This is a genomic window from Pedobacter hiemivivus, from assembly GCF_005144565.1.
Taxonomy (GTDB): domain Bacteria; phylum Bacteroidota; class Bacteroidia; order Sphingobacteriales; family Sphingobacteriaceae; genus Pedobacter; species Pedobacter hiemivivus.
Genome location: NZ_SWDX01000006.1, coordinates 173,137 through 187,216 on the forward strand (window position 1 = coordinate 173,137; position 14,080 = coordinate 187,216).

At 37.5% G+C, this 14,080-nt stretch carries 13 protein-coding genes; 5 read left to right on the forward strand and 8 right to left on the reverse strand.

What is annotated here, in order from left to right:
- Positions 1-3: 3 nt before the first annotated feature.
- Together FBD94_RS16625 and FBD94_RS16630 are read right to left on the reverse strand one after the other, a co-directional pair.
- Positions 4-573 (reverse strand): dihydrofolate reductase family protein, encoded by a 570-nt coding sequence (locus FBD94_RS16625; protein ID WP_136881030.1) that lies wholly within the window; start codon positions 571-573, stop codon positions 4-6.
- A gap of 156 nt (positions 574-729) precedes the next feature.
- Positions 730-1,158: a secondary thiamine-phosphate synthase enzyme YjbQ gene (locus tag FBD94_RS16630; protein ID WP_136881031.1), complete on the reverse strand. Its 429-nt coding sequence runs from the start codon at positions 1,156-1,158 to the stop codon at positions 730-732.
- Positions 1,159-1,233: 75 nt separating this feature from the next.
- On the opposite strand from FBD94_RS16630, the gene FBD94_RS16635 reads away from it, so the two are divergent.
- On the forward strand, positions 1,234-1,950 hold the full coding sequence (locus FBD94_RS16635) for a DUF2071 domain-containing protein (protein WP_136881032.1): 717 nt from the start codon (positions 1,234-1,236) through the stop codon (positions 1,948-1,950).
- Here FBD94_RS16635 and FBD94_RS26465 read toward each other — a convergent pair.
- Positions 1,933-2,319 carry a ribosomal maturation YjgA family protein gene (locus tag FBD94_RS26465; RefSeq protein ID WP_136881033.1) on the reverse strand — a complete coding sequence of 129 codons (387 nt, stop codon included), beginning with the start codon at positions 2,317-2,319 and terminating at the stop codon, positions 1,933-1,935. The genes FBD94_RS16635 and FBD94_RS26465 overlap by 18 nt on opposite strands.
- An 11-nt stretch (positions 2,320-2,330) precedes the next feature.
- Entirely contained in the window at positions 2,331-3,203 is an 873-nt protein-coding gene (locus FBD94_RS25975; RefSeq protein WP_169472336.1) for a TonB-dependent receptor plug domain-containing protein, read from the reverse strand.
- Positions 3,204-3,311: 108 nt separating this feature from the next.
- Here FBD94_RS25975 and FBD94_RS16650 point away from each other — a divergent pair, with 108 nt between their 5' ends.
- Positions 3,312-4,337, forward strand: coding sequence for a PAS domain-containing protein (locus FBD94_RS16650; RefSeq protein ID WP_136881034.1), 1,026 nt, complete (start codon positions 3,312-3,314; stop codon positions 4,335-4,337).
- Between the two features lie 333 nt (positions 4,338-4,670).
- Here FBD94_RS16650 and FBD94_RS16655 read toward each other — a convergent pair whose 3' ends face one another.
- Positions 4,671-5,444 carry a hypothetical protein gene (locus FBD94_RS16655; protein ID WP_136881035.1) on the reverse strand — a complete coding sequence of 258 codons (774 nt, stop codon included), beginning with the start codon at positions 5,442-5,444 and terminating at the stop codon, positions 4,671-4,673.
- A 315-nt stretch (positions 5,445-5,759) separates the two neighbouring features.
- Here FBD94_RS16655 and FBD94_RS16660 point away from each other — a divergent pair, with 315 nt between their 5' ends.
- From FBD94_RS16660 to FBD94_RS16670, 3 genes are all read left to right on the forward strand, one after another.
- On the forward strand, positions 5,760-8,858 hold the full coding sequence (locus FBD94_RS16660; protein ID WP_136881036.1) for a DUF6493 family protein: 3,099 nt from the start codon (positions 5,760-5,762) through the stop codon (positions 8,856-8,858).
- A 7-nt stretch (positions 8,859-8,865) separates the two neighbouring features.
- Positions 8,866-10,191: an SWIM zinc finger family protein gene (locus FBD94_RS16665; protein WP_136881037.1), complete on the forward strand. Its 1,326-nt coding sequence runs from the start codon at positions 8,866-8,868 to the stop codon at positions 10,189-10,191.
- A 112-nt stretch (positions 10,192-10,303) separates the two neighbouring features.
- On the forward strand, positions 10,304-10,963 hold the full coding sequence (locus FBD94_RS16670; RefSeq protein ID WP_136881038.1) for a hypothetical protein: 660 nt from the start codon (positions 10,304-10,306) through the stop codon (positions 10,961-10,963).
- Between the two features lie 249 nt (positions 10,964-11,212).
- On the opposite strand, the gene FBD94_RS26470 is transcribed toward FBD94_RS16670, so the two are convergent.
- From FBD94_RS26470 to FBD94_RS16685, 3 genes are all read right to left on the reverse strand, one after another.
- Complete coding sequence (locus FBD94_RS26470) at positions 11,213-11,572, reverse strand: ribosomal maturation YjgA family protein (protein WP_136881039.1); 360 nt, start codon at positions 11,570-11,572, stop codon at positions 11,213-11,215.
- A gap of 36 nt (positions 11,573-11,608) precedes the next feature.
- The gene (locus FBD94_RS16680) at positions 11,609-12,355 is read right to left on the reverse strand and encodes a tetratricopeptide repeat protein (protein WP_136881040.1); all 747 of its coding nucleotides are present in this window, start codon (positions 12,353-12,355) and stop codon (positions 11,609-11,611) included.
- Between the two features lie 139 nt (positions 12,356-12,494).
- Positions 12,495-14,030 carry a hypothetical protein gene (locus FBD94_RS16685; protein ID WP_136881041.1) on the reverse strand — a complete coding sequence of 512 codons (1,536 nt, stop codon included), beginning with the start codon at positions 14,028-14,030 and terminating at the stop codon, positions 12,495-12,497.
- Between the last annotated feature and the right edge of the window lie 50 nt (positions 14,031-14,080).

The window sequence follows — 14,080 nt, forward strand, 5'->3', positions numbered from 1 at the left end:
AGATTATCTATCCACTGTGTAACTCAGTGCAGTCACCCCGCTAGTGAATTGTTGCGTAGATAATAGTTGCAGTTTTATTTTGTCTTTGATGTCTACAAACAACGGAACACCTTGTCCAAGAATAATTGGATTCACAAATAGCCAGTAGCCATCAATTAAGTTCAGTTGAATTAGAGAATGTGTTGCTGTTGGGCTACCAAAAACCAAGATGTCGCTACCCTCCTGTTGTTTTATTTCATTTATTGAGTCGGAAAGGTTGTCGCTAATAATTGTTGTATTAGTCAAGCCCTCGTGTTTTATTGTCTTTGATAAAACAACTTTATGAACGTCTTTATACCACTTTGAATGCTCAATGTCATGCTTGGATGCTGTCGGACTATCTGCTGCTGTAGGCCAGTAATTTTCCATCATCTGATAAGTTACTCTTCCATATAGTGCAGTGTCGCTTTCACTTATCCGCTTGGCGACATCATCAAAAATTTCTTCATCAACTTTAATCCAGTCCATTTCTCCGTTTGGCCCTGCCACAAAACCGTCAAGCGATATGTGTATAAATGATATTATCTTTCTCATATAAATAATTTTAGATTTGATCTTTCTGATCTGGTTTGCGTAAAGGTTAAAAATAGAATACTGCGCCCAGCGCCGCAAGGCGATGCGCGACAAAAGAAGGGGGTGTTTAAGCCAAAACCATATCAAATCGCAAAGCTATTTTTTGATGATTATGAATCATATGTCCTCACCCCAGGCAGTTATCACTAATTTTCTTTCTCCGCCATAATCACGATGTTCACAAAGGTAAATCCCTTGCCACATACCTAATGCGAACTTTCCATTACTGATAGGCAGACTTACTGAACTTCCCAAAAGAGATGATTTTAAATGTGCAGGCATATCATCAGCTCCCTCATAATCATGTTCATAATCAGGATCATTTTCTGGCACAGCTTTATTAAAAAACATTTCAAAATCCTTCCTAACTGTTGGATCTGCATTTTCATTTATCGTGAGAGAAGCCGAAGTATGTTGGATAAATACCTGGCAAATACCGACATTAAGTGTCTTAATTTCTGGTAACGCGCTAAATATTTCATCAGTAATTAAATGAAATCCCCTCTTTCTTGCTCTTATTGCGATAGTTGTTTGAAATATCTTCATACTTTAATTAGATTCAAATATCTGTTATTATACATATATTCAAGAATTCATTCCATCCTATTTCTCCAAAATTAAATGAAAATTCCAATCATACACGGCTACATAGAGCGGCGAATTCTAATCAATTTTACCGCTGACCCTAAAGCAATAGAGAAAATCCTCCCTTTCCCATTCAGACCTATTATCTATAAAGAAAAGGCTATTGTAGGGATTTGTCTGATCAGACTTAGAAATATAAAACCTAAGGGCTTACCGGCATTTGTTGGAATAAACTCAGAAAATGGGGCGCACAGAATTGCAGTTGAATGGGATGAGAATGGCGAAACCAAAACAGGAGTTTACATTCCACGTAGAGATACTTCTTTAAGATTCAATACACTTGTAGGTGGTCGACTATTTCCAGGTAAACATTATTATGCAAAGTTCAACGTACAGGAAGGAAATGGAAATTATCATATTGACTTCAAGAGTTCAGATGATACTGAAACGCTGATTGATGCAGTTGAATCTAAAACTTTTAACGATAACTCTATTTTCGAGACGCTACACAATGCATCTAACTTCTTTAAAAGTGGCGAGCTGGGTTATTCGCCCAACAAAGACAAATTTGAAGGCCTTAAATTAAATACCTACAACTGGGAAGTTAAGCCACTAGAAGTATTGAATGTAAAATCAAGCTTCTTCGAAAACGAAGAGGTTTTCCCAAAAGGGTCTATTAAATTTGACAATGCCTTGTTAATGACAAATATCGAGCATGAGTGGAAAAGTGAAAAGTTATACTCCTCTACTTGAACTTAGCGTAATAAAGTATACGATAGCTATGCCGACGGTGTATGCAATCATATCACTCCAGAGAAAACCATGTCCAAGAACCAATGCACCTATGGTCGTATTTCGTATCTGATTAATCCATGGAGCGTGATAGAGCTGACTAATTTCAATAAAATAACAGATTGACAAACTAATTAATGCAACCTTCCAGTACCGCAATTGGATCAGAAGAAATTTTATCAAAAGAAACATCATTACAGCATACAATATATCACCAACAATTAATGGTATTACGGTTATTTTTCTAGATAAAATACCGAGCGCTATTACAACAATAACTAATAGCACATAAATAATCCTCTGACTCTTCAAATTTGCTGTATAAAACATTTCACTATTTTCTAATCCTTCTTCGAAAAGTTTATTTTTTTCGCATAGGCCTTTTTAATCTCTATCAAAATCACTCCGTTAGCTGCTCTGGAACCATAAAGTGCGGTCGCCTTAGCATCTTTGAGCACCTCCAGTTTTTCGATCCAATTGGGATTAATCTCCTTTAATTTTGCAGCATCAATGGTCCGGCTCTTCTTTCCCGAATAAACCAAATACAAGGGCGCAAGATCCAAAGGCACCGTACATACCGCGCCAAGCATGATCATTCGGCGAGGTGCCAGTTTAATCACCATACCATCAGTCAGCTTAGACTCAATGGCATCATAGCCATTCAACTCAAAACTGAACACAACACCAGAATCTGCAGCAGACCTTTCTAGCTTAAACCTACCTGCACTGTCTGATATGGCTAGCACATTTTCGAAGCCTTTCTGTCTTACCTTCACTCCTTTCAAAGGATTACCGGTACTTTCATCGTTTATACTTCCAGTAAGTGTATCGACTTCAAGAGGAGCATCCAAAGTAGTCTCAAATGAAGCCATTTGAAAATCAAGTGGCTTTGCGTTTTGCACCGTCGCAGGCTGCAATTGCTTTGCCTGTGCAGGAGAAACCATAACCGCACCGATGGCCAGGGGCAACAACTGGTACCAGCTTGGTTTGTATAGCGGTAGCAACAGTTCACGGCCCAGTTGACTGGAAAGTACCCTCCCGCATGCATTTCCTTTTTTACGTTTAAAAAAATCAATCAGCTCAGCATCTGATTTATCTGTTAGATCCACAATATGTTTCTCACAGCTGTCGCAGTAGCGACCATTAGCTGCTGGCTGTAGATCGTCCCATTGTTTCAAACAGGGATTTGTCAATACGAGTTGAAGTCTTTTCATAGTCTTTGTTTTAAATCAAGATGCAAAACTCCACAGGTTTCCATACTTTAATTCAATTTGCACTTATAGATATACCTCGTCCGGGGGAAAAAATGACGTCCCCATGAAATGCTTGCACAGATTTACGGAATATTTATCGATTATTTTGTAGATTCAGGTATGCGGAACTCTTACATTAAAGCTATACTGGATAACAGTCCAGAGAGCGTCATCCTTATTGGAAAGAAGCACGAAATTCTCGCCTATAATCGGACCATACAGAATGTTTTGAAGCAATTTCATGGGCAGGAAATCAAAGTTGGCGATTTGTATTACCCGAATTTCGTCCTAGAGTCGGATCATCAACTATACCTAGATACTTACAATAAAGCGATAAATGGCGAGTCTGTTACCGTTCAGGCTCTTGCCGAAAGTAAAAATACTTCAATCTGGTTCGAATACCGGATGACCCCGGTATATGATGACGACGGCATCCTTCTTGGCGTAGCATTAAGCGCTCAAGATATTACAATCAGAAAGAAGTACGAGATCGGATTGAAGGAAAGTGAAGATCGGTTCAGAAAGATATCCAACCTTGCTCCTATCGGAATCTTGATTACAAACGAAAAACTTAAAATCACCTATTTCAATAAGTGGGCCCGTAATACGTTTGAATATGGAAAAGGGAAACTGACTAATCTTTCACTTTCAGACCTGATCCATGACATCAAGTTCAGCAAGAGCGAAGGCATTACCGTACACCCAATGGGATTCAAAATAAAAACGCCATTGTTTTACCAGGAGAAGTTTGACGGCACAAGTAAAAATAACCGAAAAATTAAAGTTTTGCTAAGTTCTAGTAGTTTCCATACCAGGGATAAGTTGCACTATATCTTCATCATCCAGGATATTACCGATGTAATGATGAAAGATCATAAAATTTCGCAGCAAAATGACAAGTTAAGGGACATTGCCTGGCATCAATCTCACATCATAAGAGCTCCGCTGGCAAATATTATGGGTATCGTTTCCCTATTTGAGGACGAAAGCTTCTTTTCTGATCAATTGGAGCGAGATACAATGAATCGGGCAATCATTCAAAGTGCCAAGGATCTGGATAAAGTCATTTGCGATATCATTAAAACTGCAGGATAGGATCATTTTGGCCTGGTTTGTATTGCTCCATTGCACGCTCGTAATCACCTAAGGTAAAATATAAAGAAGTTTAACATGCAATTGAAGAACACTCCTTCAAATTCTAGCTGGAAAGCTTTTTGAAAATAGCCATATTATCGATTACTGATTTCTCAGCCCAAAAAAAAATCACACTGCCATAAGGTTGTCAGTGGAGCCTGTTTTCTTTGTTTCGAAAATAAACAAATCGACCATGCTCCAGACAGTTACTTTTCTTGATATAATACCGAGTGCTATTACAACAATAACTAATAGCGCATAAATAATCCTCTTACTCTTCAAACTTGCTACAAGTTAAAGTGGCATGAAACAATCACTAAATTGCTTCTCACTCAAAGCCGCAAAAGAATAATGACGAGGTAAGAACCAAGCTAAATGCTGCGTCACACTTCTGAATAGCTCTTCAGTCTCAAATGCTTCCGGAGTCAAATTAAATACTAAATCTTGAGATGCTTCCTCACCCGGGCCTCCATTTCGTGACATTAACAACACTTTTGGAGACTTAACACCATTATTAAGTAGGAATTGCCGCAATATCGTCCTTGCCGTCTCTGGTAATACGAATTCAGAAGGCTGACCAACTAACACCTTTTCATCCTTACGAATTGTTTCATCTTCCTTAGCACCTGAAAAAAGTGTTGGTCCGGTTGTATAAAATGATCCTGTAAGATGAAGATTGAGAATATCTCCGTACGACAAAACCCAGTCGGGTTGCCCATCATTAGGATTAATGACCACACCATACCCTGATTTTAGTAAAAAATCATCTTTCATGCGGTCGATCACGTAACACTGAAAACGCTCCTTCGGCCTGGGCATAAACAATTGAAAATAAGGAAAACCGTCTGGACCAGTAATAACCTGCGGGTCGCCACATCGAAAACTGGCGTGTACAATGTTCTCCAGAAAAGACTTTTGCCATTCCTCTCCTCTATTCTCCCGTGGTACATCAATCAACTCAAAAATCAATTGAGTTTTCTCCAAATCACCAAGATAAAGTTCCCTGACCGGAGTTTGATCAATAGTTGCAGGTTGCCCTTTTTTCTTGAAAACATCGAATAATCCCATATAGAATGACTATGATTAGCGTTATTAATTTAAGTATATAATAGGAAACCAAAATAGTGTTTTTTTGATAACTCTCAGTTTACATTTGTAATTTAGATACCTAGTACATACACCATGCATAAACTTACGCTCACTGAAAACAACTATGATTAAGTATCGCTATTCCATGCCAGCGACATGCGCCTTTAAGTATTCAATCTTTTAAATTTACGGGTTTCTTAATGTCTTCATAAATCTTAAATTGCGATTACAAACTAACAACGCTTTTAACCCTTGAAACTCTATTTCTAGTATTAACTGGCGTACGACGGAAATATGAAAAAACACCTTAAATACATTGATGGCACCTCAGATAAATTCTGGCAAATTGAAGTAAACGGCTCCGAATACACAGTCACATACGGCAGGAATGGTACAAGCGGAACCTCTCAAACCAAAACTTTTACTGACGGCGATGAATGCCTGAAAGTAGCTGAAAAGTTATTAAACGAGAAAGTAAAAAAAGGTTACTCCGAGAATGGCGATGTAGTAATTAGTCCAAAAGTTACGAATAGCAAAAACACATCATCGACTAATATCAATGAGATTCTTGGTATTTACGATGCGCTTGTCAAATCCGGAAAGGTAGCCGATCTCCTACCCTTTTTAAAAGAACATTCTAAAGGAAATCTGGAAGCACTCAAAAAGCAGGTCAGGAAAAGCAAACGCTACTGGGTAGATTATGTAGACCTAAGTAAGGACCCCGGAGCCAAACCAGCACAAGCACACCATTCGCAATGGGGTGTTCGTGGAGATGTGTATCAAAAGGAAATCATTCTACTCAGTGCCCTAGCCCTTTTCAATAAAACTGATATAAATCCATGGGATGAGGTCTTTGAGCTTTTAAAGAGAGCTGAGGAACCAGAAATTACAGCTGTGCTCCAGTGGTCTTCACCCAACTGGATAGCAGATTTTATACTGGAAAAATCCCGTCGAAATGGATGGATGCGTTTTGACTATCTTGTGCTCCGTTTCCTGGAAAGCAAGGGGTTGCTAATTTGGTCGCCAGAATTATATGCATTAACTATCTCGAACTTTAATCAATGGAACTCAAAGATTAAAATTAGAGAATATATACAATATATCACAAACGATAAGTTGGCTTACGAACGAGATGTTCAAGAATTATTCAACTATGAAACCAATCTGCACAACCTATTTTTCAGGGATAATGACCAGCAGGCATACAATGAGTTTAGCGCCTGGGAAATCATTTACGACGCTTTACTGCAGGAAGGTAAATTGGACCGCAAGCAATTCATATCAGAAACGATCTTGATGCAGACCAAAGACTGGAACAATAACCTTAAGTCTTTCTTTAGAAAAAGGTTAGCCAGCCTAAACCTGGAACCTGATGAGCTGATGCAGTACCAGGAAAGCATATTTGCTTGTTTACACTATTCCTATGCTCCTATAGTGAATTTTGCTATGGAACTGGTAAAAAAGATGTATGAACACAAAAAGTTCAATGCTTCATCTTTTCTGGATTGGTTGGAGCCCGTTATGATGGGGAACGACAATAAAGCTGCCATAAAAACTGTGCTTCCGGTTTTAGAAAAAATGAATAAGCTGTATCCGAAACTGAATAAAAAAGTCAGCTCCCTAATTGCTGATATTTATATTATCCCGGATCTGAATCTACAAGAAAGGGCTACCAAAGTACTGCTAAAAATCGCATCTGCTAAAGACAAGGATCTACAGGAAAAGCTAGCCGGTTACACTTCTCTAATGCAAGGAAATATCCCTCTGAACTTAGGAGAACTGCTACCAAAAGCTGCGCAGACCGCACATGTCGACTTATCAGAAACATATCATTTTGCAGCTACAACAAAAAAAGTATTAATAGAAGAAGTGGTACTCCCCAAAGACTGGAACGACATTGTTTATTTATTTGGAAGCTTTATCAATTCAGACGAAGTTTTAGACACAGAACTATTACTAAATACTTACATCACCCAAAAACACCTGTTTCCAGCAGATTATTCCACACAGCTTGATCCCTATAAAAAGCAATTGGAGAAGAGCTATTTTGAAAGCATCCATAAGGCTTATGCCAGTGTTTTCCTGCAACAAAAGATGTACGATATGAATTATCAGTTCAAGATAAAGGATAATGCCTACCATAAAACCAGGACCTTATTGCTAATCAAGCCGATGCTGCATGCAGCACAAGAGCAAATCAACAGCAACCTAAACCTACCAATGCTTTCATTTCCAACACACAAACCACATTGGATAGCGCCAAAAGTTTTAATGGAAAGGCTGATTACCCGGCAACAGAACGATATTAAGATCAACTATCTGGACCTAAACATTGCTATCGGCAGGATGCCACGTGAACAAACAGAGGAGGCCATCCCGCTATTAAACCAACTTACAGGTGAACTAAAGAATCTGATGGCATTTTGTCTTGGAACGACTAAAGAGATTACATTTAAGCCAGCCTCCATATTAGGTAAACTGGTTTCTAAAGTAAAAGGTGATACTGATACTGACTATAGGAGCATAAAGAGTGTAGCCGCACGGACTTATTATCCTCAAGAGACTTTTTCACAGTTTGAAGACACTTACCTTAAGGACTATCCATTTGTGGTCGCGCCCTTTAAACCGGAGTTAGAAATTAAGGAGCGATGGAATGAATATATCAATTACCAAACAAAGCAAAAAGAACGGTCACCTTCATGGTACGAACTCAGTTTCCATGTTTCAGGATATCAAAATGTACCCGATTATTGTTTGTACGGCCTGGATGTATATGGCAAGAAGGACTCTTGGGAATATATAATGGGCAGTGAGGGAAATGTATACTACTGGCACAGCCTGATGCCACAAAATGCGGATGCCTTGTCTAGCTTCCTGATCAACTCCTCTTGCTCCCACGCAGATAAAGGTGGGAAAGAACTGAAAGGTTTTTTAAACCTGTTGAACAAGGGCGGCTTCCCCTATTCTGATTTGACCATGTTGGTATTTGCCTGCACCTTTTTCCAGAGCAAGAAAGACATTCGTTTAATGGCTGCCGAGGTACTCATTAACCTGATAGAGCAACAGGCTGTCGATCTGGAGTTGCTTGCGGAGAAGTTAGGTTATCTTTCTTCAAACAAATACGGTGCTTTTTTACGTCTGGCAGATAGTATTGGTACCTTAAAAGATGTGTCTCCATTACACAATTCTGCTTATCTACAGTTAATGGAAGGTATTTTTAAACACCTGACTGATGTCGAAAAGCTGCCTGTTAACTTTAAGAAAATGGTAGAGCATTATATTGATGTGCTGTACAAAACAAATCAACAACCTTCAGCTATCTCAATCGCTTTTTACAACAAATGGAAAGACAATGCCACACTAAAGGCATTGATTAAACAAATCATTAAATAGACCAATCATGACCGACTTACAAATTCAATATAAAGGCATTTCAACCTATACAAAATCCAAAGGCATAAGCAGTCTGGTGCTCGCTCACCAAACAGAAATCGAAACCGTAAACAATATCCCCTGTTTCTTTTGGGGTAGCCTAACCGATCCTTACGTAACGGCTAAATGCTGGAGCACAATTGCTAAGGTGGTTCGTTCAAGCTTCGGTCCTATCCCAGCAAGTCTACGTGATCCAATTGTTTCCGCAGGAACAGAAAGAATCCGCTTTGAAGGTTTCTCTTCCTGTAATGGTGTTTACGTAAGGCTCGATATGAAGCCGGAAGCTATTGATGGGGAGTTTATTGCGACTGGCACGACCAATGTTGATTTTAACGACCCGATGCTCAATGCACTGAACAGTATTCAAAAGAATGAGAAAGTGACACTTGCTGTCGGCCAGCAGGATATGCAGGTGATAACGGCCAACACTAAAGTGACAGAGAAGAAGGTGACTTTGCCGATGCGTTGGATAAAGGGCTTAACCAGCGTGCAGCTTTACCTGGCAGATACGGACCTTAGGTTTGAACTGAGTAAAATCCAGACGATACAGCTTTTTCAGACCTTGCCAAAAGGCAATGTGAAAGGAGATTTCTTCATTACTAAAAGGGCTGGCAAATTCATGTTTTCAACCTTAGCAACTGCAGATGGGGCTCGTATTGGAGGCATGCACAGGTTACGCTTGCTTGAAGGGATTCTAGCTATAGTAGATAAGATCTATGTCTACGAGTCAGCAGATCGTGAAACCTGTGCAATAGTATGTGAATTTGGTAAAATGCAATTACTTATGGCATTTTCACCAGATGCTTATCGTGGTTTTTCTGGTGAGGGAAAAGCCCTGGAACATATGACCGAAAATCTACCTGTTGAATGGATGTACGGATTGAACAGCTTGTTAAAGTCTAACGAGACCTTTGATCCAACCTTGCTATCCATTGAGCATGATATTGACTCCGGTACAATGGATCAGCTTACATCAAGCTTGTCGTCTATCGGATTGTTAGGTTATGACGTGATGGCCAGAAGTCATTTTTACAGACAACTACCATTTAAAACAGAACGGATCCTTAGTTTGAACCCTAGACTTAAGAATGCTAAAAAGCTAATTGAAAATTCGGATGTTACAATTGTAGAAAAAAAAGATGGATATGTGGAAGCAAATGTAAAAGGATCTGGTGTAGTACACAAAGTAGTAATAGATCATAATGGCTACAGATGTACTTGTGAATGGTTTACAACCTATCAGGGTAAAAGGGGCATTTGCAAACATGTGCTTGCATTAAAGATGTTAGTTTAAAATGCCATAACACTAACAGAACCCTATTACAGATATTAAGAGAACCTCTATTTTACGCAATAAATAAACAGTCAATAATTTTAAAAATGACATCATCTCAAAACACAAAAATATGAGTCGCAGGAAAAAAGGATACTTTGAACTATTTAACGAGGTATTAAAGAAGTATCAATATGCAATAAATTTTCTTGCGATTTTAATTGGATTTACAGGCTTAATTTTCACTTTTTCCCAGATTATATCCTCAAATATTGCGCTCAAACAAAGCATATACACATTCAACGGAGAGCAATATCCTATTTTATCATTTAAGCTTCATGATAAAGACAATGCCTTATTTAAAGTGAATAATGTAATTCCAGAAGATATGCTATTTCAATTTGCAAAAGTACATTGGCATCCACTACTAAAAAACGTTGTAAATAATCCGAGTATACGAATTCATGATAAAACGTGGTACCTAACACCAATGAGTACCTATTTATCTTATAAGTGCAATTTAGATTCATTGTTCAATAAATATAATAAAAGTGATTACCTGACATTAGAAATGCCTGTTGCATTGGGCATAAACTATGTAAAATATGGCGAATCAAGATTGATTTATGCCATCTATAGTATAGAGTTTTATGTTCAAAAGAACATTAATGACAGTTTTCAAAAATATAAAGTTGAACCACAGGGTATATATTTACTAAGATACCTAAAACCTGAAACGGATATTAATAAAGCGTTATTTGAAAGTGAATTATTTAGCGTACAAAATCGATAAAAGCATCTTAATTCCCCCCCCCTAAACCCATTTAGATACTTGATAAAGGTCATTTAAAGAATAATGAATGCTAATCCGTTGATACAAAGATAATATTTCATTGTAAACCCGCAATTAAATCACTAAGGCACTGCATTTCCTCTCTAATTGATATAAGTTTTGATTTTACTGGCCTGAGGCCTCCTTTTAATTCTATATTCAGACTTACGTAGAATAATCATTATCATCCTATTTTACAGAGCTGTACTCCTACTTGAGCTTAGCATAATAAAGTATACAAATCGCTGTGCCGATGGTGTAGGCAATCATATCACTCCAGAGAAAACCATGTCCAAGAACCAATGCACCGATGGTCGTATTTCGCATCTGATTAATCCATGGAGCATGATAGAGCTGACTAATTTCAATAAAATAACAGATTGACAAACTAATTAATGCAACCTTCCAGTACCGCAATTGGATCAGAAGAAATTTTATCAAAAGAAACATCATTACCGCATATAATATATTACCAACAATTAATGGTATTACGGTTACTTTTCTAGATAAAATACCGAGAGCTATTACAGCAATAACTAATAGCGCATAAATAATCCTCTTACTCTTCAAACTTGCTATATAAAACGTTTAAGTACTTTATCGATATTAATTCTCTTTGCATTTTTCCTTGAGCGCATTAGTAAACTCCAATGTAATTGGTTTACCCCCCAGATCCATACATTCTTTATAATATCTCCTGGCCTTTTTGCAATCGTTCTTTAAAAACCAGCAAATGGAAAGTTTAAATAAAGTATTCTGATTTTGCGGATCTATAATATACGACTGCTCCAATAGCGTTATAGCATTGATGAGGTTACTAAGATCATTGTTGAGCTGATAATAAACTAAATAAACAGTTGCCTTATCGGTGATTATTCTAGGATTTTTAGGATCAACGCTCAGCCCTATGTCATATTGCTCCATTGCCCGCTTATAGTCACCTAAGGTGTGATATATAGCTCCAAAGCCCCAATATGTATCTACATTTGTTGAATCCAATAGCCAAGCCTGGTTAAATCGGTACATTGCAGTTTTAATATCCATACGAGCTAAATAATCAAACCCCAAATCGATCAATACAGCTGAGGCTTTAGACCTCGTTCCTTGCTGTTTTACATAAGTCTCGATCAGTTCTCGATCAGCATCTTTTTGCTCATCAGTTTTAGGAAGGTGACCATATTTAGGTAAAAGCCTAATGTTAGTTTTAGCTTCTTCTTTCCATTCCGTGTAAGTGATCTTTTTAAAAGGCGAGGTTGTATCAGCGCCTTTAGGAGACTGAGCATTATCGCAGGAAACAAATAAGATTGTGCTGAAGAAAATAGTAAATACTGAAACAATAGAGCGAATTTTCATATGACTAAACTACATAATTGAATTCTAATATACAATCAGGAACATTGGGTTTGATTTACCAGCGAACACATCATACATTAAACCAACTCTATTTTAGCTCGGCTAATATTTACTAAATAGAAAAACAAGATAATCGATTTTAATGGTTTACCAATTGCATCTGCATTCCCAATTTAATAGAGAATGCACGTTGACGATCTAGATAAGGAATTACACAGGATTGATCCATCCAACTAACTGATTTTGTGTTCATAAAGTAGTCTTCGTTAGTCTCTGCTCCCATTATTTTATTCATCTTTAAAATTTTTCCATTCTCAATATCCATTTCCGAATAAATAGGAACTACATCACTATTAACATTAGACTTCTTATTATATAACATCTTTAACGTACTTCCTTTCAGGTTAAAAGCAACGTCAAACCCCTGATTTGTCATGTTATAAAATTCTCTTGGAAGAAATTGATGGTATTGTTTTTTCAGATTTTTATCATAAACATTCAGCAACATAGATGACTCAGCTGTGATTACAATTTTATTATAACTGGACACATACCTTGATGACAGCGCTACCATCAACTTGTTTCCATAAAGCTCAACAGACCTTATCCCAAAAAAATTCGGCGAGCTGAAAGTTAAATCGTCATTTTTTTTATCTGATGCAACGAAAGAGTCTTTCAATTCTTTCATGTGTTTTTTGTCAAAAACCTCATTTATTACGCTATAGGTACGTGTATTAAAGTGGATTTTGGCCACAGATAAAGCTACTTCTCTATTTTGGTTTAGATAAATTATAGCCATATAATTGATTAAAGAGTCGGGAGCGGAAATTGTTTTAGCCGAATAAATATCACCAGACTTATGAAGATCAATGGGTATAGAAACCGTAACTAAAGGATCTGGACTACTAGCTACGTAAGTGGCCACATTCAGTTTACCTGCCGCTTTATCTATCGCACTAATTAAGAAACGACCACTCTGATAATCTGAAACCATCCAGCTCTCTCCTTTAGGGATAACAGGATTGGTTTTCTCCCGCTGGTTTAACTGACGATCAAAATCTATTAAAGTAAAACTCGTTGTTGATTTAAAATCACTCTCGGCCTTTTCGGTATTGAAGATCCCAACTTTCCTTTTCTTTTCTGTATGTCTTACAGACATCATAAAATAGCTTCCGTCTTTTGCAAAAAACAAATCATGATCTTCAAGATAATCTTCATTTCCTTCATAAATTATCTTTTCAGAAATCAATTTACCTGTCTGCTCCTCCAGCACATAAGCCTTATATATGGGCGTCATGTTATTAGCAAATCCCTTATCCGCAGCTGCAATCACTAAAATGGCTCCATGAAATTTTCCTATCCCTAAGGGATATCCTTTTAATGGTGTAATCCACTTCTGAGTAAGCTTTCCATCTATGTTTACAATAGCAAAATCTACCTTGGGAGTACCAATGATCATCGCTGTATTGTTGTCTGATAGTTCCAGTGTTTGCCCAAATTGATTCTGAAACATCACACCGTATTTACTGACGAAAGAAACCATACCATTCCATTCTGTTTTCTTAATTATATTACTCTGACTTTGGCCGAAGGTAGTAAGAGAAAAGAGAAAAAATGTAAAGAATAGCGTGCATTTAGCATTCACAAAATTTGAATAGCTTATTTTATTTTTCATAGTGCCAATAGCTGGACACCCCGTTACTGTTTTAATCATGTAAGAGCGAT